This is a genomic window from Bacteroides sp. 90-K9/2 (assembly GCF_047310725.1).
Taxonomy (GTDB): Bacteria; Bacteroidota; Bacteroidia; order Bacteroidales; family Bacteroidaceae; genus Bacteroides; species Bacteroides vicugnae.
In genome coordinates this window covers 13,080-38,913 of record NZ_JBCGVL010000009.1, presented here as the reverse complement: position 1 = coordinate 38,913, position 25,834 = coordinate 13,080, and the positions used below count along the sequence as shown (strand labels likewise).

At 42.0% G+C, this 25,834-nt stretch carries 19 protein-coding genes; 10 read left to right on the top strand and 9 right to left on the bottom strand.

The window, feature by feature from the left end; translation table 11 throughout:
• Positions 1-19 precede the first annotated feature (19 nt).
• Positions 20-928, bottom strand: a complete 909-nt coding sequence (locus AAHJ11_RS18010; protein WP_148367060.1) for a S66 peptidase family protein — start codon at positions 926-928, stop codon at positions 20-22.
• 8 nt (positions 929-936) lie between these two features.
• A complete protein-coding gene (locus AAHJ11_RS18005) occupies positions 937-1,740 on the bottom strand; it encodes a glycoside hydrolase family 16 protein (protein WP_148367059.1) in 804 nt (267 codons plus the stop codon).
• Positions 1,741-1,919: 179 nt separating this feature from the next.
• On the opposite strand from AAHJ11_RS18005, the gene AAHJ11_RS18000 reads away from it, so the two are divergent.
• The 3 genes from AAHJ11_RS18000 to AAHJ11_RS17990 all read left to right on the top strand — a co-directional run bounded on the left by AAHJ11_RS18000 (position 1,920) and on the right by AAHJ11_RS17990 (position 6,666).
• The gene (locus AAHJ11_RS18000) at positions 1,920-2,879 is read left to right on the top strand and encodes a phosphate acyltransferase (protein WP_148367058.1); all 960 of its coding nucleotides are present in this window, start codon (positions 1,920-1,922) and stop codon (positions 2,877-2,879) included.
• A 25-nt stretch (positions 2,880-2,904) separates the two neighbouring features.
• Positions 2,905-3,966 (top strand): butyrate kinase, encoded by a 1,062-nt coding sequence (buk, locus tag AAHJ11_RS17995; protein WP_074560082.1) that lies wholly within the window; start codon positions 2,905-2,907, stop codon positions 3,964-3,966.
• 417 nt (positions 3,967-4,383) lie between these two features.
• Positions 4,384-6,666, top strand: a complete 2,283-nt coding sequence (locus AAHJ11_RS17990) for a GH92 family glycosyl hydrolase (protein WP_148367057.1) — start codon at positions 4,384-4,386, stop codon at positions 6,664-6,666.
• Positions 6,667-6,880: 214 nt separating this feature from the next.
• Here the strand turns inward: AAHJ11_RS17990 and AAHJ11_RS17985 are convergent, their stop codons facing one another.
• Together AAHJ11_RS17985 and AAHJ11_RS17980 are read right to left on the bottom strand one after the other, a co-directional pair.
• Positions 6,881-8,638, bottom strand: coding sequence for an ATP-binding protein (locus AAHJ11_RS17985; protein ID WP_148367056.1), 1,758 nt, complete (start codon positions 8,636-8,638; stop codon positions 6,881-6,883).
• 29 nt (positions 8,639-8,667) lie between these two features.
• Positions 8,668-9,117 (bottom strand): helix-turn-helix domain-containing protein, encoded by a 450-nt coding sequence (locus tag AAHJ11_RS17980; RefSeq protein ID WP_148367055.1) that lies wholly within the window; start codon positions 9,115-9,117, stop codon positions 8,668-8,670.
• A 219-nt stretch (positions 9,118-9,336) separates the two neighbouring features.
• On the opposite strand from AAHJ11_RS17980, the gene AAHJ11_RS17975 reads away from it, so the two are divergent.
• The gene (locus AAHJ11_RS17975; protein ID WP_148367054.1) at positions 9,337-9,600 is read left to right on the top strand and encodes a hypothetical protein; all 264 of its coding nucleotides are present in this window, start codon (positions 9,337-9,339) and stop codon (positions 9,598-9,600) included.
• Positions 9,601-10,054: 454 nt separating this feature from the next.
• Here the strand turns inward: AAHJ11_RS17975 and AAHJ11_RS17970 are convergent, their stop codons facing one another.
• Positions 10,055-13,039: a hypothetical protein gene (locus AAHJ11_RS17970; protein WP_320975232.1), complete on the bottom strand. Its 2,985-nt coding sequence runs from the start codon at positions 13,037-13,039 to the stop codon at positions 10,055-10,057.
• Positions 13,040-13,450: 411 nt separating this feature from the next.
• Positions 13,451-15,577: a polyribonucleotide nucleotidyltransferase gene (gene pnp / locus AAHJ11_RS17965; RefSeq protein ID WP_004323285.1), complete on the bottom strand. Its 2,127-nt coding sequence runs from the start codon at positions 15,575-15,577 to the stop codon at positions 13,451-13,453.
• Between the two features lie 196 nt (positions 15,578-15,773).
• On the opposite strand from pnp, the gene AAHJ11_RS17960 reads away from it, so the two are divergent.
• From AAHJ11_RS17960 to AAHJ11_RS17950, 3 genes are all read left to right on the top strand, one after another.
• Positions 15,774-16,925, top strand: a complete 1,152-nt coding sequence (locus AAHJ11_RS17960) for a DUF4369 domain-containing protein (RefSeq protein WP_234133711.1) — start codon at positions 15,774-15,776, stop codon at positions 16,923-16,925.
• Positions 16,926-17,106: 181 nt separating this feature from the next.
• Entirely contained in the window at positions 17,107-17,571 is a 465-nt protein-coding gene (greA, locus tag AAHJ11_RS17955) for a transcription elongation factor GreA (protein ID WP_032844195.1), read from the top strand.
• Between the two features lie 51 nt (positions 17,572-17,622).
• On the top strand, positions 17,623-18,015 hold the full coding sequence (locus tag AAHJ11_RS17950) for an HIT family protein (protein ID WP_148367051.1): 393 nt from the start codon (positions 17,623-17,625) through the stop codon (positions 18,013-18,015).
• Positions 18,016-18,070: 55 nt separating this feature from the next.
• Here the strand turns inward: AAHJ11_RS17950 and AAHJ11_RS17945 are convergent, their stop codons facing one another.
• Together AAHJ11_RS17945 and AAHJ11_RS17940 are read right to left on the bottom strand one after the other, a co-directional pair.
• Positions 18,071-18,967, bottom strand: a complete 897-nt coding sequence (locus AAHJ11_RS17945) for a DMT family transporter (RefSeq protein ID WP_148367050.1) — start codon at positions 18,965-18,967, stop codon at positions 18,071-18,073.
• A gap of 3 nt (positions 18,968-18,970) precedes the next feature.
• Positions 18,971-20,227, bottom strand: a complete 1,257-nt coding sequence (locus tag AAHJ11_RS17940) for an MFS transporter (RefSeq protein ID WP_148367049.1) — start codon at positions 20,225-20,227, stop codon at positions 18,971-18,973.
• A 249-nt stretch (positions 20,228-20,476) separates the two neighbouring features.
• Here AAHJ11_RS17940 and AAHJ11_RS17935 point away from each other — a divergent pair, with 249 nt between their 5' ends.
• The gene (locus AAHJ11_RS17935; RefSeq protein WP_148367048.1) at positions 20,477-21,919 is read left to right on the top strand and encodes a glutamate decarboxylase; all 1,443 of its coding nucleotides are present in this window, start codon (positions 20,477-20,479) and stop codon (positions 21,917-21,919) included.
• An 8-nt stretch (positions 21,920-21,927) separates the two neighbouring features.
• Entirely contained in the window at positions 21,928-22,893 is a 966-nt protein-coding gene (gene glsA, locus AAHJ11_RS17930; RefSeq protein WP_148367047.1) for a glutaminase A, read from the top strand.
• Between the two features lie 164 nt (positions 22,894-23,057).
• Here glsA and AAHJ11_RS17925 read toward each other — a convergent pair whose 3' ends face one another.
• Positions 23,058-23,837, bottom strand: a complete 780-nt coding sequence (locus AAHJ11_RS17925) for a potassium channel family protein (RefSeq protein WP_148367046.1) — start codon at positions 23,835-23,837, stop codon at positions 23,058-23,060.
• A gap of 216 nt (positions 23,838-24,053) precedes the next feature.
• Here AAHJ11_RS17925 and gadC point away from each other — a divergent pair, with 216 nt between their 5' ends.
• Positions 24,054-25,781, top strand: a complete 1,728-nt coding sequence (gadC, locus tag AAHJ11_RS17920) for a putative glutamine/gamma-aminobutyrate antiporter GadC (protein ID WP_320975233.1) — start codon at positions 24,054-24,056, stop codon at positions 25,779-25,781.
• The last annotated feature ends 53 nt before the right edge of the window (positions 25,782-25,834 follow it).

Below are 25,834 nucleotides of genomic sequence, written 5' to 3'. Positions count from 1 at the left end.
GTTCAGATGGAATGGATTATTAACATATAAACTTCAGTTCCACATTTTTCTTTCCCACCACAAGCTCTACTTTTGCACCGTTGATAAGCGGGAGATTATGAGTCACATGCCCCACCGGGAAATTGAAACAGACGGGATAATCATACTCTTTTACTAAATCTGCCAAAGCGGCATACAATTCCTTACCCAGTGAACAGTCTTCTTCATATTCCGTAAATTGACCGATAATCAATCCGGACAGTTTTTCAAGTACGCCTCCTAGTTTCAAATTATACATCATACGCTCGATAGCATGCGGACGTTCGCTAACATCTTCAATAAACAGTATAGTCCCTTCCGCCGGAATATCATAAGGAGTCCCACGCAAACCGTAGGCTACCGCCATATTACCGCCATGCAAAACACCTTGTGCAGTTCCCTGCTTGTTCAATTTATGCTTCTCGCACGTGTAAGAAGGAATATTTCCCAATAAAATATCCTTCAGATAGTTTGCACAAAGATCATCTTCGGGTTCCACCGTAAGATGACGGGCCATCAATGAATGAAGGGACGCATATCCATTTTTCTGAAACAGATTGTGCAAGGCGGTTATATCGCTAAACCCCAGTAACCATTTCGGATGCTCACGAAAGGCCGTAAAATCAATTTTATCGATCAAATGTACCGCCCCATACCCTCCACGGCTACAAAGAATAGCTTTCACTTTAGGGTCGTCCATCGCATCCTGCAAATCTTTCAGCCGCTGCTTGATTGTCCCGGCATATCTTCCGGATGAACCTCCGGCATGTTTTCCTATAGCCACTTTCAAGCCCCATGATTCCATCCGTTTCTTGGCTCCTTTCAGGAATTGTTGGTCTATCTTACTCGAAGGTGATACAATAACCACTTTATCACCATTCTGCAAAAAGGGAGGAAATTGAATATCCATATATGTTCTTATTTTATTGACTTTCGTTGATAAAAACGTACCCAGTCCACTTCCATTTCTACCGGAAGATCCTTGGGAGAGACTGCTCCCACCCACGAGCCTCCCAACTGCATATCAATCAGCAGATAAAATGGCTGATTAAAAGGGAATTGTCCCTCTTCTTGCGTTTGTATGCGGGGGTAAGTAAACGTATGCACATCATTGACATAAAATGAAAGACTGTCAGGATACATTTCGACTGCAAAAATATTGTAGCGGTCGGGGTGAATCACTCCCGTAGAATGTGATACCGGGTGATCCTTGATTCCCAGCGTATAAGTGTAATGGGAATGAACGGTCTGATAAGCAATAGAATCATTATTCAAACGTTCCATGATATCAATCTCACCACCGGATGGCCATGCCGCTCCTTCAGGCAGCATCCAGATGGCAGGCCATGCTCCTCCCGCCGCATTCAGCTTGGCACAAATCTCAATACGCCCGTTCGCAAAAGCCTTTTTACCTTTCGTATAAACACCACCTGTCAAATAAGGGGCAGTGTCATTGGGTTGGGTATGATTGACAATACCTCTCAACACCAGTTTGCCTTTACGCATGGCATAACAGGAATCAAAGTCCGTCATATAGTTATTCCAGTCTGACTTTCCTCGTGGAATCTTGCTCCAGACCTGTGAATCAAAGTTCTTTTTCTGATTAAAGTTCTCTTCCCAGATCAAAGACCAACCGGAAGATATCTTGCTGCTTTTACAGGAAACAAGCGTCCAACAAAGGAAAATTAAGCTAAGAAATAATAGATTTTTAAACTGTTTCATGGTACTTTTATTTTATTGGGGGATTTATTTGCAAAAATACAGGAAAAAACGGTTCCATGCACATCCAACGGCCAAAACAAATAAAATATAGCAAAATGTTACATAATGGATGTAATTTTTCGGGTTATAATCGTTATTTTTTCAATCATTTTTCTGATATTTGCTAAAAATCTAACGTTATGGAACCTATTCTAAATTTTGCCCAGTTAACGGCTCATCTTAAAAAACTAAACCATAGAAAACGAATTGCCGTGGTCTGTGCGAACGATCCTAATACTGAATATGCCATCTCCCGTGCTTTGGAAGAAGGGATTGCAGAATTTCTGATGATTGGAGATTCTACCATTCTGAAGAAATATCCCACGCTCAAGCAATATCCCGAATACGTAAAAACCATCCACATAGAAAATCCGGATGAAGCGGCGCGCGAAGCTGTCCGCATTGTCCGTGAAGGAGGAGCGGATATTTTGATGAAAGGGATTATCAATACGGACAACTTACTGCGTGCCATACTCGACAAAGAAAAAGGTTTGTTACCGAAAGGGAAAATTCTCACGCATCTGGCAGTGATGGAAATTCCTACTTACCATAAACTGCTTTTCTTCTCGGATGCTGCTGTCATTCCGCGTCCCACGCTACAGCAACGTATAGAAATGGTCTGGTATGCTATCTGTACCTGCCGTCACTTTGGTATCGAACAACCGCGTGTCGCACTGATTCACTGCACAGAAAAAGTGAGTGCCAAGTTCCCTCATTCACTAGACTATGTGAATATCGTAGAACTTGCCGAAGCGGGAGAATTCGGAAATGTGATTATTGACGGTCCGCTGGATGTACGTACTGCCTGCGAACAAGCAAGTGGTGATATTAAAGGGATTGTATCTCCTATCAACGGACAAGCGGATGTGTTGATATTCCCGAACATTGAATCGGGTAACGCATTCTACAAATCCGTTTCCCTGTTTGCACAGGCAGAAATGGCAGGATTGCTGCAAGGCCCCATTTGCCCTGTAGTGCTTCCATCGCGTAGTGATTCCGGCTTGTCCAAATATTACAGCATTGCGATGGCATGCTTACAAGTGTCAGGAGATTGCAAATGCAGAAAACAAGTCAGCCAAGTCACCGGCTCATCATTCTAAATTCACCACTAAAAGCCTACTATTCATGAAAATTCTGGTCATCAACCCCGGTTCTACTTCTACCAAAATAGCGGTTTACGAAAATGACACTCCTCTGTTCGTCAGCAATATAAAACATTCAGTAGAAGAACTATCCGCTTTTCCCGAGGTGATAGACCAGTTTAAATTCCGGAAAAACCTGGTGTTACAAGAATTGGAAAACAATAAGATACCTTTTTCTTTTGATGCCATCATCGGACGCGGCGGTTTAGTAAAACCGATACCAGGCGGAGTGTATGAGGTAAATGAAGCCATGAAACGTGATACCGTACATGCCATGCGTACCCATGCCTGTAACTTAGGAGGATTGATTGCCAGCGAACTGGCGGCTACATTGCCCGGCTGTCCGGCTTTCATTGCTGATCCGGGAGTGGTGGATGAACTGGAAGACATAGCACGCATCACAGGTTCTCCTTTAATGCCGAAGATTACTATCTGGCATGCATTAAACCAGAAAGCAATCGCCCGCCGCTTTGCCAAAGAGCAGGGAACCCAATACGAAAAGCTGGATTTAATTATCTGCCATCTGGGAGGTGGCATCTCTGTCGCAGTCCATCACCACGGACGAGCCATTGACGCCAACAATGCATTGGACGGTGAAGGTCCTTTCTCACCGGAACGTGCCGGTACACTTCCCGCCGGTCAACTGATCGACCTATGTTTTAGCGGTCAACTCACCAAAGACGAATTGAAAAAACGTATCTCCGGACGCGCCGGACTGACCGCCCATCTAGGTACAACCGATGTTCCCGCCATTATACAATCTATCGAAGAAGGAGATAAAAAAGCGGAACTGATACTGGATGCCATGATTTACAATGTTGCAAAAGCAATAGGAGCTAGTGCCACCGTACTTTGTGGAAAAATAGATGCCATCCTTCTGACAGGAGGCATCGCTTATTCGGACTATGTGATTTCAAGACTGAAAAAAAGAATTTCTTTCCTGGCTCCCATCTACGTTTATCCCGGAGAAAATGAAATGGAGTCGTTAGCATTTAATGCCGTAGGAGCACTAAAGGGGGAATTGCCGATACAAATCTATAAATAGGCAGTCGCACAAAAAGGCTATTTAGTAACCAATCACCAAGCAGTTGATTGTTTCTGTTTCTAATTGGAAACGGCTAACTGTACAGCACCATTCACAATGCTTGCTAATATAAAGCCTTGAGCACATAAATGGTTTGACAAAAAAAGAACACTAATACAAATAATAACAGTAAGGTAATATTTGTCTATTTCACATAGATAGTTGAATAACATAATAAAAAAAGAATTTTGCGATAGTTTCTTTAGCGGGGTTAATAAAAAAAGCGCCTATTAGCCATCGCATTAACCACGATTTTAACCACGACCTTAACCACGAAGCTATACTTTTGTCATGTCTCAACCCGTTGGAACATTCAACGTTGGCAACACATGAAAACGCTGTGATTACTTCGCAAGCTATAAACTCAAAAAGAAAATTATGAAGAAATGTTGGTTATTATTTTCAGTGCTTAGCTGCACGCTTCTTGCCCAGTCCAAAGACTGGACACAATACGTTAATCCGTTAATGGGAACACAATCATCTTTTGAATTATCAACAGGTAACACCTACCCTGCCATTGCCCGCCCTTGGGGAATGAATTTCTGGACGCCACAGACCGGAAAAATGGGAGACGGATGGCAATATGTCTATACAGCCAATAAAATCCGTGGATTCAAACAAACCCATCAGCCCAGCCCATGGATAAACGATTACGGACAGTTCTCCATTATGCCGATGGTAGGTAAACCTGAATTCGACGAAGAAAAGCGGGCTAGCTGGTTCGGACACAAAGGAGAAGAAGCAACTCCTTATTACTACAAGGTGTATCTGGCCGAATACGATATTGTCACAGAGATGTCTCCTACTGAACGTGCTGTACTCTTCCGGTTCACTTTCCCGGAAAACGAACATTCGTATATTGCAGTCGATGCATTTGACAAAGGGTCTTTTATTCAGATTATCCCAGAAGAAAACAAAATTATCGGTTATAGTACACGCAATAGCGGAGGAGTTCCCGAAAACTTCAAGAACTATTTCATTATTCAATTCGATAAGCCTTTCACCTATAAAGCCACTGTGAATAATGGAAGTATTCAAGAAAATGCAACCGAACAGACTACTGACCATGCAGGAGCCATTATAGGTTTTAAAACTCAACGTGGAGAACAAGTACATGCACGCATCGCTTCTTCCTTTATCAGCTTCGAACAGGCTGCAAGGAATATGAAAGAATTAGGAAATGACAATCTGGAGCAGATAAAACAAAAAGGACAGAAAGCATGGAACCAGGTACTGGGAAAAATCGAAGTGGAAGGAGGAAATCTCGATCAATACCGCACTTTCTACTCCTGCTTATACCGTTCGTTACTTTTCCCCCGAAAATTCTACGAACTGGACGAAGCCGGAAAACCTGTTCATTACAGCCCCTATAACGGGCAAGTTCTACCGGGATATATGTTTACCGACACCGGTTTTTGGGATACCTTCCGGTGTCTTTTCCCATTACTGAATCTGATGTATCCGTCGATGAATAAAGAAATGCAGGAAGGGCTCATCAATACCTACAAAGAAAGCGGATTCTTCCCCGAATGGGCCAGCCCCGGACACAGAGACTGCATGATAGGAAATAATTCGGCTTCCATACTGACAGATGCTTATTTAAAAGGTATTAAAGTAGAAGATGTGAAAACCTTGTACGAAGGGTTAATACATGGAACAAAAAGCGTACATCCCACCGTATCTTCCACAGGAAGACGCGGATACGAATATTATAATAAGCTAGGCTACGTCCCTTATGACGTAAAAATCAATGAAAACACTGCCAGAACTTTGGAGTATGCCTACAACGACTGGTGTATCTATCAATTAGCCAAAGAATTAAAGCGACCGGAAAAAGAAATACAGCTCTTTGCCAAACGGGCGATGAACTATAAGAATGTATTCGATAAAGACTCCAAGCTCATGCGAGGAAAAAATGAAGATGGAACATTCCAATCTCCATTCTCACCATTGAAATGGGGGGATGCATTTACCGAAGGAAACAGCTGGCACTACTCATGGTCTGTATTCCACGATCCACAAGGATTAATTGACTTAATGGGAGGAAAAGATATGTTTATCACTATGCTGGATTCTGTATTCTCCGTACCTCCTGTCTTTGATGAAAGTTATTACGGGCAGGTTATTCATGAGATTCGTGAAATGACAATCATGAATATGGGGAATTACGCACATGGCAACCAACCAATCCAACACATGATCTACCTATACAACTATGCCGGTCAACCCTGGAAAGCGCAGTATTGGCTACGCCAGGTCATGGATAAAATGTACACACCGGGTCCTGACGGATATTGTGGAGATGAAGATAATGGGCAGACTTCGGCATGGTATGTTTTCTCCGCATTAGGTTTTTACCCCGTATGTCCGGGAACCGACGAATACGTCGTTGGAGCTCCTCTTTTAAAAAAAGCAACCTTACATCTTGAAAACGGCAACAGCCTCATCATACATGCAACCGATAACAACAAGAAGAATATGTATATTCAAACAATAAATCTGAACGGCACAGAATATAAAAAGAACTATCTACGCCATGAAGACTTATTAAAAGGAGGAAACATCAACTTCCAAATGGGAAGCCAGCCCAATTTAAGCAGAGGAACAGAAGAGGAAAGCTTTCCTTACTCCTTCTCTAAAGTCCTAAAAAAGATTCATTAAATTCATAAAAAACAAGAGACTGTTTAATTAAGTCTCATGTTGATAAGTTTGCCTCTATTATGGGAATCCATAGCAGAGGCAAATTTTATTCTTCAAGACTTATTAGAGATATTCATTAAAAGGAAAAAGTTATCTCCTTATTCATCAACGTTTCAAAATCAGGAAAAAATAGATGAACCGCAAACCATCTAGCAACATTTATGGAATTTGTCTTTTAAGAAAGAGTAACTTCTTCCAATAAGGCAAGCTCCCAACTACGCCAAACAATCGTAATTAACTTCAACCCACCTTTCGCTCTGGCTTCTGCCACCAGTTCGTCTTCGCTATAACGCAGCAACTGACCACGTGCCTCATCGGCAAGGGTACGTATTTCTTTTTCCGAAGCGCCGGCTTTTGCATATTTCACCTCAAGCAGATAGGTGAAAGGAGGCAGTACGGGAACCGACGGACTAGGTTTGAAGAAGAAGTCTGCGAAGCCTTTATTCAATTCGTATTCCGGGTAGAGCTGATAATACCGATACATTCCTAAATAAGCAAGCAAGAAGCCTTCAATATGCGCTTCACCTTCAATATATTCACGAATACGGCTTTGCTCACGAACAGCGTCGGCAATAAAATCGAACAACGGTTTCCAGTCCCCTCTGAAAGCCATATTCTCAAATAAAGCACTCATCTTGTTCATATCCATTTTAAAGATACCATGCTTGACGTAGCCTTGTATCAGGAAATTAAACAGCTGCTCTCTTACAACTAAATTCGGCACATGCAAAATGGGTCTTCCCACCATATCTACACCTTTAATGGAGAGAAGCCCGAAATAGAATAGCAAAGACTTGAAGTTACTAGGATCCGTCATCTCCAATGCAGAAAAATGAGTAACGATGTCAGTAGTAATCTCTCCCTGCTCGGCTATCTCTTTTATAACGGAAAAGTTCTCTCCCAATCCGTGATCAAGTTTTATCAAGTATGTCAGTTTGTTGAAATCAGTACGGATGTTGGGGTCTACAATTTCTTTAGGCTTTTTATGATGAAGTACAAAAGATTTCAGAAAATAAAGAGTCATATCGGAATTAAACATACACTGCTCTAATGTGTCTTCACTAAAGCAATAATTGTCATAATTAGGTTTCATCATGGCAACTATTTCATCTATAGATTCTTCAAGCACTCCCTGCTCTTTATAATATATCAACATCTCACGCAACTCTTTCTCACTGAATCCGACCAAATCATTAAACCATGAATCATTTGTGATATTAGTCCCGATGTTAAAACCGCTAGTAACATCATCCATCGTCACCGGACTCACTCCTGTAATAAACAACCGTTCAAGGGCAGAGCCCGTTCCTGTTGTAGCGGATTTTATCACGTTAAAGAAGCCACGAATGAAACCTTCACCATGCGTTGCTTTTCTATAGAATTCCGTACCATAGGTTGAAAGAATGGTATTGGTGAAATTGTCATATTCATCAATAAGCAAATAAATACGAAGATTTTTCTTACGAGTAGCATAAGAACCTATTGCAGATAAAAATGCTCCGGGATCCTCTTGTATATCCTCGTTGAGAACACTCCATATTTCTTTGCCCAGCAAATATTCGTATTTGTAAACGAATTCTTGTAGTTTGTTACAGCAATGAAGTTTAAACGAACGCTCTACCTCGTTGACATTAGAACTCACTTCCGAGAAATTAAATCGCATAATGAGAAACTGATTGTGAAGCTTCGTCGGATGCTGACCTATGTATAGTTGACCAAACAACTCGTCGAACTGTTCAGCATAACTAACATCATAATAAGCTTCTAACATTGCCAAAGTCAAACTCTTACCAAATCGGCGAGGGCGAATCAGAAATAGATAAGGTGGTTGCATCTCTATTTTTTCAATGAACATTGTCTTATCCACATAATAATAATTTTCTTTCTGGATTCTACCAAAATCAGTTATTCCGTAAGGTATTTGTTTCATCATATTGCGATTCCTTTCAATTTATCTATTCTTTATTTCTGCAAACTTTCTTCAATATGCTGCAAACGACGTTCTAAAGCGGCATACTTTTCATCCTTTTCTTTTAAAAGACGCTCATAAAGTTCAGTGATTTTGTCGATAGGATTGAAATTGTTAACTCGATTGTCCTCACCAACTTCATCAACAAATCCAATATTAGCATTTGTGGCTGCATTACCATTATTTGTAATATTCTCAAACACCACCGTCTGTGCATCCTCCTCCAAAGTCTTGAGATAATCGAAAGGCACATTCAACGCCCGTGCAAAGCGTTGCAACATTTCATCATCAATCACTCTCATCTTCTCATATTTAGAAACAGCAGGCTGTGAGAGATGTACTAATTCACTCAAACCCTCCTGGTTCATATTCTTTTCAACACGGGTACGACGTATATTGCGTCCGTGATGGACTCTCCCAATAATCAATTCTTCTGTTTCCATTTTTATTTTCTTTCTTTTTAAAATCCAACAAATATACAAATGAAAAGTTTCGCTCGAAGCAAATATACGAAAAAAACGAATAGATGTGATAATATGAATAAAAGGAATATTACAACCTGACAAATAGAATAAAATGAATACTTCAAATAGCGTGTAATGTGTTAAATAATTACGAACTTTACCACACGAAAGAATAGCAAAACAAAAGAGCTGACCGACATGAAAAGAATATTAACAAACAAAGAATATAGATTCATAAAAGAGCTCAAAGGATTGATGGCTAGATACAATGTAGTAATCTCTACAGATGCACAAGGAAAAATTGAGATTGTAGTGAATGAAGACAATGAATCGTTTGACTTTGAAGCAGAAAGCACGATCTATTTAGGAGCTTGCTTTTCTAATCACGAGCTAAATGAATTACTGGAAAGAAACCTCGCACATATAAAACGAATAGAAGAGGAGTATAAAACAAACTTATAAACTAACTGATATAATCGAAAAATCATTAATCCTAATCTCTATATAAACACCCTATCAGTTCCTTTTAAACCAACGGCCTCTTCCTTTAAAAGGAAGGGGTCGCTCCTTTAAAAGGAACGAAGCGTTGGTTTTAAAGCAAGAAAAGCGGCTTTATTAGCGGGTATATTTGCCTGTATCATAAACTTTTTGAGCAAAAAAGCTCTTTCAAAGAAATTTTTCTCATATCTTTGCGACGTGTTAAGTTAATAAATTGATTAAGGTCGATTTTTGACTGTTTCGAATCGGGAAGTATGGGGGTACTTTCCGATTCTTTTTATATAAAACAGGTCAACTCTGAATGTTACTAATAAAAAATCCCGTTTTTAAAAAAAACGGGATTAAATGCAAAGAAAAACAGACTCGGCTTAACCAAAGCAATAAATTAAGTCAGAGTCAGATTAGAATATACTGTGGGTTATCTCGTACCCGATGTTTCATTTTTAACACAGCGGATAGACTGCCCAAATGTCGGCAACTGATACATAAGTCCCGGATTCGGCCATTTACCCAAAAACATACTCCATACAGCATGAGGATCTTCGGCAGACGATGCAGCTATGGAAGAGGTATGGTAATAACCTGTCTGCCCAGCATACTCCAGACTACTATTCTGATTACGACGTCTTCCCGCCGAAGGAAAGAAAACAGAAGCACCATTCGACTCATTATAGACCAGAATTCCCATATACGCAGCCTGCGCATTCTCCGATGAAACACAATAAGGATAATTCCCGTCACCCGATCCCATTTTGACAGGTCGGCGGTCAAAGAAACCATCAGCATAAAAACCTATAGAGAATTTCATATGTTCTTGTGCTTCACTTGTACTATTTCTATCCTTCCAAAAGTTCTGATATCGGTCTACCTTAATTCCACCCACTCCCGCCGAACCATCATATCCTCCAATATTCGAATTCAAACCGGCATCTCCACTTAATGGATTTATAAATAAAGATTGCCGCAACTCGGAAAAAGCTATATCATCGCTATAATCCACCAAATTTGCCTTTATGACATTTTTATCGGTATCAACAATGACATGATCGCCATTCTGATCCAAATTATTGGGATACGGTCCGTTATAAGAGACTCTATCAATATACCCATCCGACGGGCGGTGATATCCTTCAGGACAAGATTCAAAAACCTCTGTGTATCCATAATCATATATAATTTCCGGTGATGAAGGAGCCGCTCCCCATACCGGTAAAAACAGCTTATACGTTTCATTGAGGAACTGTATATCTTTAATCCAATGGTCTACAGTGAGGGCAGTAGGATGATAAGCTAACCGGAAATAATCCTGATTCGCCTTCTTGGGAAGTCCCCATTGAAAGAAAGCCCCAGCCTGACTTGGATACTTTACAAACTTTGCCTGCTTATGATCCACCGGAGTATACAGGGCATTACTACCGTTATAATAAGCCGGAGAGGTCAGATTATAAGGTGATATTTTACGAGCATAATCACGGGATTTACCTTGCAATGGCCCTTTAGATATAGGGTCTGCAGTTCCCGGCCTCATAATATAATCGGGCTCTTCCCCCTGCCGGACATACAGATATTCTGCACTGTACCACACTTGATTGTCCCCTGTCCCCCATCTACCTCCATAACGTTCAATTTTAACTCTGGCATACCTTGGAGTTGCTCCCGTATTTTTCCCTTTTACACCAATACGGAAATAGACACGTCCCCTACCTTCCACATAGGTTCCTCCCTCTCCTTTATATGCATTAGGGAGCACCTGATAGTGTTCTGGATTCCCCGGATCATCCATTCCGACACGAGGGTCGAAGCTTGGAGTAGAACTCAAGACTACAAAATCACCGGATTCCACAGTCGCCTTCCAAGGAGAAATTGCTCCCAAATCTTCCGGACGCTCGCTTGCTCCCGCTATCCTAGCCTGCTGTCCGGAAATAATCCTTTCACCAATCTCATCATCTCTAAAAAAAGCACCTATGTACCCAGTTCCGTATGCATTAAATGCAAAACGTTTTCCGTCTTGAACTGTATTGACTTTTATTTCTCTTTGCAGTTTGCCACCGTCTTCGTCTTCAACAGACAAAACAATCCGATAAGTTTCCCGTGCACCCTTCACATTCTGTTCATCAAGCAACACATCCATATATCCTGTACCGGTTTGAGATGCTTTATCATAGGTGTACAGAAAACGGGAAGTGGCGTATGTGATCGTCGCCCCATTGTCTTTGATATCATTAGACTTTAATACAAGGTCATTAAATATCTTTTCTGTTTCGACCTTAGTAGTTCCCGTAGCACCCACATACAATTCGGGTAACACTTTCACTATCGGCATATTGGAACTGAAAGAGATCCGCGCCCCATTAAAATCGGTAATACCGGTTTCCAAAGTCGATACATTCAAGACTTTGACACCTACTATGTCCCAATCTTCATCCACATCTTCCCACTTCGATGCTATTATATTCACCTGCAATGGGTCTTGTATATATCCTGTCAAGTCGAGCTTCGTATTTTTAGGCAAACTATAATTCACCGGACTCGAATTTATCTTCAATTCGCAAGACGGACTATAATTATCTACCATATCAACGGTGAAAATCACAGCCTCATCCTCGTCATTGACAGATGCCGGTTCGCTTGCCGGCAAGATAATACGGTTGACTTTCTTGCCCCATCCCCATTCGGCGGTAGCAGTGCCGTCAGCAAAATACCCCCCATCGTCGGTTAGGGTAAACTTACGTACTACATTCCGTTCAATAGCCGGACCATCATAACCTGCCGTCAAGGGAACGAGATTGGGAATATTACTGAATATTACTCCTTTAAAAACACTATTCAAGTCATCCACTGCTTTCAGTTCAACATCTACCCTCACTCCAAGTCGCTCCAAAGCCAATAGTAGCATGGACACTGTCGTACCATTTTCCAGTGTGGCCCCCTGACCATTGGAAAGTACGGTTACATTCTTTATCTCCTGCATCATCGGGATGAGTTGCTCCGATGAGAAAAAACTTGCCGGATAAGCAATATGATTCAAATCACTGTAATTACCAATAGCTTCCAACTTGGTTTTAACCGGTATATGAGGAGGTTCATTGGCCAAAAACACAAAATCATACGTTCCCGGATCAATAGGATGCCGAATGATATCTCCTGTTGATGCAGCATAAGATACATTACTAATCTTATTTCCAGTCGTCCGGTCAAATGCCAGAATACGCAGGGTGCGCACTACTCGGTCTTCCGGAGTACCCTCGTGTGTGGTTGCTCCCAGAGGTGTTATCCCTCTCACTGTCAGAAATGTCCCTTCCACAGTATTCTCGGTGAAAGTTTCATCTATACAAGAAGAAAAGACAATCAGCAATAACGCATAAAGCCAATTTCTATATATTCTATTTCCACTCTTCATCATTCATTGTTTCCTTTTACACAACATCAAATTCTCTCTCTATTCTCAATATGCAAATATCGTGAATTCGCGTAACTCTATGAATTATATCCATTTCTGATATAAGCAATAAACGTATTGAATAACAACTGATTATGCAAATCAAAGGCACATACATTGTAAAATGCAAAAAGCGTATTGACAGCGCATCAGCATTTGCGGATTTCACAAAATCCGTAAAACCCAAGTTTCGATATTCGAAATTCGCAACGAATAGATCCCTATACATCCATATACAAAAAAGCCCTTGAACAATCACGCTTCAAGGGGAGGGTATCACCTCATTGATACTATACTTTCTGAGAAGTGGAATTAAAAAAAATAGTCTGAAAACTAAGTTTTCAGACTATTCATTATATAGAAGATATGACTCTTTTATTTCTTTTCCGGTCTTGGCATCAACACTTTTCTTGAAAGTTTGAATTTACCAGTTTTCTGGTCAACATCAATCAGTTTTACTTCAATCTCATCACCTTCCTTAATTCCAGCTTCTTCTACTGTTTCCAGACGCTTCCAATCAATTTCAGAGATGTGCAGCAAACCATCCTTGCCCGGCAAGAATTCGATGAATGCACCATAAGGCATAATAGAACGAACTTTACCTTTATAAACTTCGCCCACTTCAGGAACAGCAACGATTGCTTTAATCATGCGCATTGCATTATCAATACATTTTTTGTTTGTTCCGGAAACTTCGATGCGTCCCATACCATCAATTTCTTCGATAGTAATCACAGCACCTGTTTCTTCCTGCATACCTTGGATGATCTTTCCACCAGGACCGATCACAGCACCGATAAATTCTTTAGGAATTGTCATCGTTTCAATGCGTGGAGCATGTTCTTTCAGGTCGGCACGTGGTTCAGCGATTGTTTCAGTAATCTTACCCAGGATGTGCATACGTCCTTCTTTTGCCTGATTCAAAGCACGTTCCAGAATTTCGTAAGACAGACCGTCTACCTTGATATCCATCTGAGTAGCCGTAATACCATCTTTTGTTCCTGTTACTTTGAAGTCCATATCACCCAAGTGGTCTTCGTCACCCAGAATATCAGACAATACAGCATATTTCTCTTCGCCCGGATTCTTAATCAATCCCATAGCGATACCTGATACCGGTTTCTTGATCTTCACACCAGCATCCATCAATGCCAATGTTCCGGCACATACAGTAGCCATAGAAGAAGAACCGTTAGATTCGAGAATATCTGAAACCACACGTACTACATACGGATAGTCAGCAGGAATCTGTCCTTTCAAAGCACGCCAAGCCAAGTGACCGTGACCGATTTCGCGACGGCCTACACCACGTTGTGCTTTTGCTTCGCCTGTAGAGAAAGGAGGGAAATTATAATGTAACAAGAAACGTTCTTTTCCGTGTTCCAAAACATCGTCAATGATCTTCTCATCCAGTTTGGTACCCAGAGTTACAGAAGTCAGTGATTGTGTTTCACCACGAGTAAAGATAGCAGATCCGTGAGGACCAGGCAGAGGACCAACCTCACACCAGATCGGACGGATTTCAGTAGTCTTACGACCATCCAAACGCTTACCTTCGTCAAGGATAGAACGGCGCATTGCTTCTTTTTCTACATCGTGGTAGTAACGGTCGATCAACGCACCCTTTTCGTCCAACTCTTCTTCAGAGAATTGAGCTTTAAATTCTTCACGGATAGCTTCGAAAGCAGCAAAACGTTCGTGTTTGTTATTGTTTCCGGAAGCGGCAACAGCATAAGCTTTTTCGTAACATGCTTCACGAACAGCCTTGCGCAAATCTTCGTCGTTCACTTCATGGTTGTATTCACGTTTCACAGTTTTTCCAACCTCTTCAGTCAACTCCATCTGAGCTTTACAATGAACCTTGATAGCTTCATGAGCTACTTTCATTGCTTCCAGCAATTCAGCTTCGGATACTTCGTGCATTTCACCTTCTACCATCATGATATTCTCATAAGTAGCGGCTACCATCAGATCCATATCAGCTTTTTCCAGTTGTTCAAAAGTAGGATTGATAACGAACTGACCGTCGATACGTGCTACACGTACTTCAGAAATCGGTCCGTTGAAAGGAATATCTGAAACGGCAAGTGCTGCAGAAGCGGCAAGTCCTGCCAATGCATCCGGCATATCCACACCATCAGCAGAAAAGAGGATGATGTTTACATATACCTCTGCGTGATAATTATCGGGGAATAAAGGACGGAGAGCACGGTCGACAAGACGGCAAGTCAAAATCTCATAATCAGAAGCTCTACCTTCTCGCTTGGTGAAACCACCGGGGAAACGGCCGAATGCCGCAAATTTTTCTTTGTACTCTACCTGTAAAGGCATAAAATCTGTTCCGGGAACTGCATCTTTAGCGGCACAAACAGTAGCTAACAACATGGTATTTCCCATGCGGAGCATTACAGAACCGTCTGCCTGTTTTGCCAACTTTCCCGTCTCGAGTGTGATGGTTCTTCCATCAGGTAACTCGATTGTCTTAACAATTGGGTTAATCATAAAAATTGTTTTATCTATACTTTTTCTTTCAAAATTCCTGCAAAGATATACATTTATCGTGGTAATCAGGTGGAAATGAGGTAAAAAGTTAGTGGTGAACTGATTTTTTTTCAAAATTAGGATGAAGAACACAGCAAAATGCTTTGACTAATCTCGAAAAGAAGTATATTTGCATCTCGTTAATAACACACACTATATGAAAAAGGTTACTTTTGCAGCGCTCGCCGCACTTACTATTACTGCTTGTAGTTCCGGCCCTAAATTCCAGGTGAACGGGGATGTATCAGGAGCCGACGGTAAAATGCTTTATCTCGAAGCTTCCGGTCTGGAAGGTATTGTTCCGCTCGATTCAGTAAAGCTGAAAGGGGAAGGCACATTCAGTTTCAAGCAGCCTCGTCCTGAGTCACCCGAATTTTACCGTTTGCGGATTGACGACAAAATCATCAATTTTTCTGTAGATTCTATCGAAACGATCCAGATCAAAGCTCCGTATGTGGACTTCTCTACTGCTTATGCGGTGGAAGGTTCGGAAAACAGCAATAAAATCAAAGAACTGACGTTGAAGCAGATCCGCCTTCAAAAAGAGGTGGACGATTTGCTGACATCCTTGCGCAGCAACAGGATAGGGCACGATGTGTTCGAAGATAGCTTGGCAACATTGCTCAACAACTATAAGGAAGATGTCAAGGTGAACTATATTTTCGCTGCTCCCAACACGGCTGCGGCTTACTTTGCCCTGTTCCAGAAGCTCAATAATTATCTGATATTCGATCCGTTGAACAATAAAGACGATGTGAAATGTTTCGCTGCTGTTGCTACGAGCCTCAACAACTCGTTCCCTCATGCGGTACGTTCCAAAAACCTTTATAATATTGTAATCAAAGGAATGAAGAACACGCGCCAACCGCAAACGAAAGCACTGGAAATTCCACAGGATAAGATCGTAGAAACCGGCATCATCGACATTGCCTTGCGTGATGTGAAAGGAAATGTGCGCAAGCTGACCGACCTGAAAGGCAAAGTCGTTTTGCTTGATTTCTCTGTGTTCCAGTCACCTGCCGGAGCTCCTCACAACCTGATGCTTCGCGAACTATATAATACATACGCTAAAGAAGGACTGGAAATATACCAGGTATCTCTCGACGCGGACGAACACTACTGGAAAACAGCGGCAGACAACCTTCCATGGGTCTGTGTGCGCGATGGAAACGGAGTTTACTCTACCAACGTAGCTGTATATAATGTTCGTCAGGTTCCATCTATCTTTTTGATTAATCGTAACAACGAATTGAAGCTTCGTGGCGAAGATATTAAGGATTTGGAAGCAGCTGTCAAGTCATTACTCTAAGTTGTTATAATTTAGCATATTTCTTTTAAATATGTTACATAGCATCTTTTTTCACTTGACACGTATCACATAAAAAGCTATCTTTGCAAAGAAATAATGAAAAGAGGGTTCCAACATGGCTCATGTTGGAATTCTTTTTTGTTTATATGACCATTTAAAACAATTAAAGGAGGAAAACATCATGGCTTATATGTCAGAAGAAGGTTACAAAAAACTGATGGCGGAACTGAAGGAACTGGAAACAGTGGAACGCCCGAAGATCTCTGCGGCAATAGCCGAAGCCAGAGATAAAGGAGACTTGTCTGAAAACGCTGAATACGATGCAGCAAAAGAAGCGCAAGGTATGCTCGAAATGCGTATCAACAAATTGAAAGCTACCATTGCAGATGCAAAAATCATCGATGAATCTAAATTGAAAACAGATTCCGTACAGATTTTAAATAAGGTGGAACTGAAGAATGTAAAGAATGGCATGAAGATGATTTATACCATCGTTTCAGAAAGTGAAGCTAACCTGAAGGAAGGAAAGATTTCCGTTAATACCCCGATTGCACAAGGTCTGCTTGGCAAGAAAGTGGGTGATGTAGCAGAAATCACTGTTCCACAAGGTAAAATTGCACTGGAAGTAGTAAACATATCAATTTAACGTAAAGGCAGGTCTCCGTGTGGGGCTTGCCTTAATTTATCAATAAAAATTATGGCAACAATATTCAGTAGAATCATCGCAGGCGAGATACCCTGCTACAAGGTAGCGGAAAACGAAAAGTTTTTTGCTTTTCTCGATATCAATCCGTTGGTAAAGGGACATACATTGGTAGTGCCCAAACAGGAAGTAGACTATATTTTCGATTTGAGCGATGAAGACCTGGCTGCTATGCATGTGTTTGCAAAGCAAGTAGCCCGTGCCATTGAGAAAGCATTCCCTTGCCGAAAGGTAGGTGAAGCTGTTATCGGACTGGAAGTGCCTCATGCACATATTCATTTAATTCCTATTCAAAAGGAATCGGATATGCTGTTTTCGAATCCGAAACTGAAATTGTCGGACGAGGAATTCAAGTCCATAGCACAAGCAATCAACTCCTCTCTATAAAACATGATGATGAAATAATGAAAGGCATTCCGTGATGGAATGCCTTTTTTCTTTACTATTCTTTACTTTCGGCTACTTCAACCAGATAAACTCCAATACAAATAAAGATGATTGCAAACGTCTGCGTCCAACTAAAGCGATCTTGTCCTAGAGCAAGGGAGGCAATGGTCGCCACAATCAGAATCAGATAACCGTAAATAGCAACGACCGTTGTCTTCAGATATTTCAAACCGACAGGCAGCAGCATATAACTGATAGTGGTAGGGAAAATCAATACGAACATCAGAATAAGGAAAGGTGTCCAATGGAACGGCATGGAGAATACCGGGGCATCAAATCCTGTAATAAATGTGACTATAATGGCAGACACGGCAGCACCGGAAAAGGTATATCGCAACATCGTTATTGCTCCAATGGCCGTGAGGATGCGCTGACTAAGAATCAGATAGACAGCATACACCACAGAACTAAGAAGACAAAGCATATTCCCCATAAAAGCATCAGAGGCCAAATCATCGCTTTGCTGGGTTAGGATGCAAACCAATGCTCCTATCAGACCGATAGAAATTCCTATTATTTTTTTAGCGCCCGCCTTCTCCTTATAAAAGAATATCATCATTAGAAAAACCCAAATAGGCTGGAGACTGGTAAAAATGGAACTGGAAACAGGAGTTGTTTTACTCAATCCGGACAGATAGAGAAACATAAAACCGTAAAGTCCCAAAGCCCCCAACAGAAAGAGGAGCCATTTATCTCTGGCTGACGATTTCTCCGGAGGCATAAACCACCCGATCACCCAAAAAGCCGCCGCCGCAAATGTGCAACGAAGCGCGGCTCCCGTCAATGGACTCATCCACAAAGGCAGAAGATACTTTAAGGCATTCATATTTAAACCGCTAAATACTTTCGAGACAGCCATGCTAAGATTGGCCTCCAGTTTCTTATTCTTCATTTTTTATTTCAATTGGTCGTTAAACAAAAAGGTATTACGGCGCCGATATGCCCAGAAAAGAGTGACAATAGTTATCAGAAGATTAAAGATAAAAGGAAACTCCTGTGATTGGGTATGGAATATCCACTGGAAAAAATCGACAATAAAGGGATAAAGCAAGATAGCCAGATAATTCATCATCATCACAAATGCCAAAGCCAAGGTAGTCTTTTGCGGTAAGGCAGTCTGCGTGGTCTTATCATAAAGCATAGGCTGAATAATGCCATATCCCAAACCAACCAGGATACATCCGGGAATAATCAGCCATTCGATTGGAGCTATCCAGATTAATAGCAGTCCCAACGCTATTGACAGCAGGCTGTATGCTTTCGTACGTCCTTTCAGCAGGGCTACGATCTTATCCAGACAGAAACCCGGAGCGGTGATAGCCAGAAAGAAGAGCGAAATCATCAATCCTGAATTACCACTGGAAAAGTGATGCTTCTCCATTAAGAAAGGCAGATTGAAAATCACTACTACCACAATATAGGTTATCACCCCATAAAAGAGCATCAACTCTATCAGATGTTTGATGTGAATACCGTATTTGCTGCCTCCTATATCTATGGAAGTAGATTGTTCGGAGGCTTCGTTGTCTTTTGTAGTATCTGCAGAAGAGGAAGGAGAGGGTGTATAAGCGACTTCTCCCGTCCGGTCTTCTTTCAAATGTCCTACCAGCAGAATGGAAATCAATGGGAGAAGATAGACAAGGAAAGGCAGATGCCAGCTGACTTCTGCAAGATAGCCCGTTACGGCAGTTGCTATCACTAACGTGAAATTAGTAATAGCGGAGCTTAATCCGAACTGTTTCACCCGATAGGTTCCTACAAAGTATCTGGAAACCAATCCGGTAGATAAAGGGATAATCAAACCGGAACCGATACCGAGCAAAGCACTTACCACAATTAATTGCCACATTCGATTGGAAATCAGATACAAAATGCCGCTCGCGGCAAAAAGCCAGAGTCCGACCTTTAATACACGGACATAATCGACTTTCTCTGTCAGTTTCCCCCCCAGCAATATAAAAGGAATAATGAGCAGTGATGGTAGCGAAGTCAACATCTGTATGTCCAAATCCGTAGCTTTCGGAAATATCTTCGTAAGATCACCCAATATAGGTGAAACAGCTAGTCCCGGCAATGAAGTCAATGCCGAAATAGACCAGATAGCAATTAAAGTAATAAGGGGAATTGTTCCCCGTCCCGTCTGTATCTTCATAATGCTTATTCGTTAAAAGTTTAGGTTTGAAGAAAACAATAGTCTTCTTATAAAGTTCAAAAAACGTATATCCGGGCTTCATCGCTTCAAAAGCATCCCGGGAAGTTCTTCCGTGCAGGCAAACCCACCCCCTTAATAAACGCCAAATAATGTAAAAGCCGGAAACTTTCAAACCTATCTGCTGTTGTTGTGGGAAATTCGACGGGGAAAATCCCCATCGCCCTAAACCTTTAAAAAAAACAAATTAGTATGGAAGATTTAAATTTCAGAAAAGGTGATGCAAAAACCGATGTATTTGGTTCAGACAGAATGTTACAACCCTCTCCGGTAGAGAAAATACCTGATGGACCTACTACTCCTGAAGTCGCCTATCAAATGGTGAAAGATGAAACATTTGCTCAAACTCAGCCCCGTTTGAATCTGGCTACTTTCGTTACCACTTATATGGACGAATATGCTACCAAGCTGATGAATGAAGCCATCAACATCAACTACATTGATGAAACAGAATATCCGCGTATCGCTGTGATGAACGGCAAATGTATCAACATCGTTGCCAACTTGTGGAACTCTCCTGAAAAAGAGACTTGGAAAACAGGTGCTTTGGCTATCGGTTCTTCAGAAGCATGTATGTTGGGTGGTGTAGCTGCCTGGTTGCGTTGGCGTAAGAAAAGACAAGCACAGGGCAAACCGTTTGATAAACCAAACTTTGTTATTTCTACAGGTTTCCAGGTTGTTTGGGAAAAGTTTGCACAGTTATGGCAGATCGAAATGCGTGAAGTGCCTTTGACACTTGAAAAAACCACTCTTGACCCCGAAGAAGCTCTGAAAATGTGTGATGAAAACACCATCTGTATCGTACCGATTCAAGGTGTTACATGGACTGGACTGAATGATGATGTCGAAGCATTGGACAAAGCTCTGGATGCTTACAATGCCAAGACCGGTTATGACATTCCTATCCACGTAGATGCCGCCAGTGGTGGTTTCATCCTTCCGTTCCTGTATCCGGAAAAGAAATGGGACTTCCGTTTGAAATGGGTACTTTCTATCAGTGTATCGGGCCACAAGTTTGGTTTGGTATATCCGGGACTCGGATGGGTTTGTTGGAAAGGCAAAGAATATCTGCCCGAAGAAATGTCATTCAGCGTCAATTATCTGGGAGCCAACATTACACAGGTAGGTTTGAATTTCTCTCGTCCGGCCGCACAAATTCTGGGACAATATTATCAATTCATCCGTTTAGGATTCCAGGGTTACAAAGAAGTGCAGTACAACTCTCTGCAAATAGCCAAATATATCCATAGCGAAATAGCTAAGATGGTTCCATTCGTCAACTACTCCGAAGATGTCGTGAACCCACTATTCATCTGGTATATGAAACCGGAATATGCAAAGAACGCCAAATGGACTTTGTATGATTTGCAAGACAAATTGTCTCAACACGGTTGGATGGTTCCTGCTTACACATTGCCTTCTAAACTGGAAGATTATGTAGTGATGCGTGTCGTTGTTCGTCAGGGATTCAGCCGCGACATGGCAGATATGCTTCTGGGCGACATCAACAATGCCATCGCCGAACTGGAAAAACTGGAATATCCGACTCCTACCCGCATGGCTCAAGAAAAGAATCTTCCGGTAGAAGCCAAGATGTTCAACCATGGTGGTCGCCGTAAAACCGTAAAAAAATAAAAGGATCTATGGATAAAAAAGTAACACTCGCTCAATTGAAAGAAGTGGTACAGGAGGCATACGATCAGGTAAAGACCAATACCGGCGGCAAGAATGCCGACTATATTCCTTATCTGGCAAATGTCAACAAGGATCTCTTTGGAATCAGTGTCTGCCTGCTCAACGGGCAGACCATCCATGTGGGAGACACTGACTATCGCTTCGGTATAGAATCCGTATCCAAAGTGCATACGGCTATCCTGGCACTGCGCCAATACGGTGCTAAAGAAATCCTGGACAAGATTGGAGCGGACGCAACAGGCTTGCCCTTCAATTCAATCATCGCTATCTTGCTGGAGAACGACCATCCGTCTACTCCGCTGGTAAACGCCGGAGCCATTTCTGCCTGCAGCATGGTGAAACCTATCGGAGACTCTGCCGGGAAATGGGAGGCCATCGTAGGAAATGTGACAGACCTATGCGGAAGTGCACCGCAACTGATTGATGAATTGTACAAATCTGAATCGGACACCAACTTCAACAACCGTTCTATCGCATGGCTGCTGAAGAATTACAACCGGATTTATGATGACCCGGATATGTCATTAGACCTTTACACCCGCCAATGCTCATTGGGAGTTACCGCATTGCAGCTTTCCATTGCAGCTGGTACAATCGCCAACGGTGGTGTGAACCCTGTGACTAAAAAAGAGGTTTTTGATGCCGCACTAGCTCCCAAGATCACTGCCATGATTGCCGCAGTAGGTTTCTACGAACATACCGGCGACTGGATGTATACTTCCGGTATTCCTGCTAAAACAGGTGTAGGTGGCGGTGTGATGGGTGTTCTGCCCGGACAGTTCGGTATTGCCGCATTTGCTCCTCCTTTGGATGGTTCGGGCAACTCCGTGAAAGCGCAGTTAGCTATTCAATACATCATGAACAAGCTGGAATTGAATGTATTTAGCAACAACCACATCACCGTTGTTGACTAAAAACTCTCTCTATCTCTTTTATAAGAAAGGTAAAGGTTACTATCTCCCGATAGTAACCTTTTTCTATTCCCCATACCTTTTTTTTTTTGGGGGGGGGGACAAGGTGGAGTTCATTCATTTAGTAACGAATACTATTGTTCTTGCCCTTATCCGCAAGCACATTATTATGTACTTGCTTTTTGCACGGCTGCTTTTTCCGCCAATTCTTTTTGTGCGGAAGCCTTTTTCTGTTGTTCCTCCTCCTCGTAATATTGTTTTCTACGTTTGTTGGATTGCTGAATCAGATTGGTTATATAAACCGTAAAGATAGGAAACATCATCATGCCTAAAGCAGCCAACAAAACGGAAAGTACACGTCCGGTCACCGTCTGCGCTATGATATTCGAGCCGACGGTAGTGACATCCATGAAAGCCCACCACAAAGCATCTCCATAACCATTCACCAAAGGATTCACCCGATGCTCCAACACAAAAAATGCCAGACTGGAAAAATAGACTGTTGCCAGCAACATCGTCAGGTAAGAAACAAACAAGCTCGAAGCCCGGTTGTAAGTCAACCAGCCGACCACAATGGCAAGTGCATATCCTCCTCTCAATAAAGGAATGAAACGGAGCAGATAGGTGATCTCATCCGAAAATGTCCACCCATAATAAGCGATAATATTCTGATAAGGAATCGCCACCAATAAAAAGATAAAATGCGTCCGCAAATAACGTCCCTTATGTTTTGCCAGAAAGAACTCCAATACAAAATCAAAAAGAAACCAAAGACAGATAAATAGCTGTACTTTCATGTACGAAGACTGTGTATAAAACGGTATTCCCTTAAAAGTATCCACCGAGATACTGATAACCAGGAATAGGGACATTATTAATATAATAATGTGAAGAATACCATAGATTCCCTTTTTCCCGGAAATAAAATCTGAAAGCGCTGATTTCATAACTACTTAGTTTATAATAAAATGATTCATATATTATTTAGATGGTTTAGAAACAATCGAAGAAAGCGATTGTTTCGGAAGAAGTAAATCCGGGATTACAATCTCCCGTTTCGGGGATGTTAATTAACGAACTTTGAAAGAGATTGCGGAAACATCTCACGCAAAATGTTGTTATAACACTGACTTTAAAATATTTTTCACTTAAAACCTTAACTTATGGCGAATATTAAAAATGCAGTGAAGCTAGGCGTGTTTACCCTGGCTATCATGAATGTTACGGCAGTAGTATCCTTGCGTGGACTACCAGCCGAGGCCGTATATGGAATGAGTTCGGCCTTCTATTATCTTTTTGCAGCTATTGTCTTTCTAATCCCTACATCGCTCGTTGCAGCCGAGTTGGCGGCGATGTTTCAGGATAAACAGGGTGGTGTGTTCCGGTGGGTAGGCGAAGCCTACGGCAAAAAGCTGGGATTCCTCGCCATTTGGGTACAATGGATCGAAAGTACGATCTGGTATCCGACAGTGTTAACGTTTGGTGCCGTATCTATCGCTTTCATCGGAATGAATGACGTACATGACATGTCACTGGCAAACAATAAGTATTATACGCTCGTCGTAGTACTTATCATCTACTGGCTGGCTACTTTCATTTCCCTGAAAGGTATGAGCTGGGTAGGTAAAGTTGCCAAAGTCGGTGGTATGGTCGGTACAATTATCCCGGCTGCCCTGCTGATTATCTTGGGAATCATTTATCTGGCAAGCGGCGGACATTCCAATATGGATTTCAATAGCAGCTTCTTCCCCGACTTTACCAACTTTGACAATGTCGTTCTTGCTGCCAGTATCTTCTTGTTTTATGCCGGTATGGAAATGGGGGGTATCCACGTAAAAGATGTAGAGAATCCTTCTAAAAATTATCCGAAAGCCGTATTCATCGGTGCACTTATCACAGTGTTGATCTTCGTTTTGGGTACTTTTGCATTAGGTGTGATTATCCCTGCAAAAGATATCAACCTGACTCAAAGTCTGCTTGTCGGCTTCGACAACTATTTCAGATATATCCATGCTTCCTGGTTGTCACCAATCATTGCCGTCGCCCTTGCATTTGGTGTACTGGCTGGTGTATTAACATGGGTTGCCGGTCCGTCAAAAGGTATATTTGCCGTAGGCAAAGCCGGATATATGCCTCCGTTCTTCCAGAAAACAAACAAACTGGGTGTACAGAAGAATATCCTGTTCGTACAAGGTATCGCCGTAACTGTATTAAGCCTGTTGTTCGTCGTTATGCCGTCCGTACAGAGCTTCTATCAGATTCTGTCACAGCTGACAGTTATTCTTTATCTGATTATGTACTTGTTGATGTTCTCCGGAGCTATCGCATTGCGTTATAAGATGAAGAAACTCAACCGTCCGTTCCGTATCGGTAAATCCGGCAACGGTCTGATGTGGTTTGTCGGTGGCCTTGGTTTCTGCGGATCATTACTTGCCTTTATCCTCAGCTTCATCCCGCCCAGCCAGATCTCTACAGGTAGCAACACCGTTTGGTTCTCCGTACTGATTATCGGTGCTATTATCGTTGTTGTTGCTCCGTTTATTATCTACGCTTCCAAGAAACCGTCTTGGGTAGATCCTAACTCCAATTTCGAACCGTTCCACTGGGAAGTTCAAGCTCAACCAGCCACTGTCAATGTCAGTGCAAATAACACTAATGCTGCCCGTCCTACCGCAACTTCTGTACATACAGGAGGCGCAACCGGGACAAGTACAGCTAAGCCCGGTGCAACCGCTCCTAATGCAGCAGTTTCTGATGCGGCATCCTCTGGTGCCACCGCCTCCGGTGCTACTCCATCAAACAGCAGTTCTGCTACATCCAGTGGAAATTCTACTTCCGGCAAAGCATCTCCGGGAACCGGAGACAAAGATAAGGATGCACCTAAGTCGTAAAGACTAAGTGTCCATCCTGTTCACAAAAAAGTAAGAGGTTATTCAAACAGCCT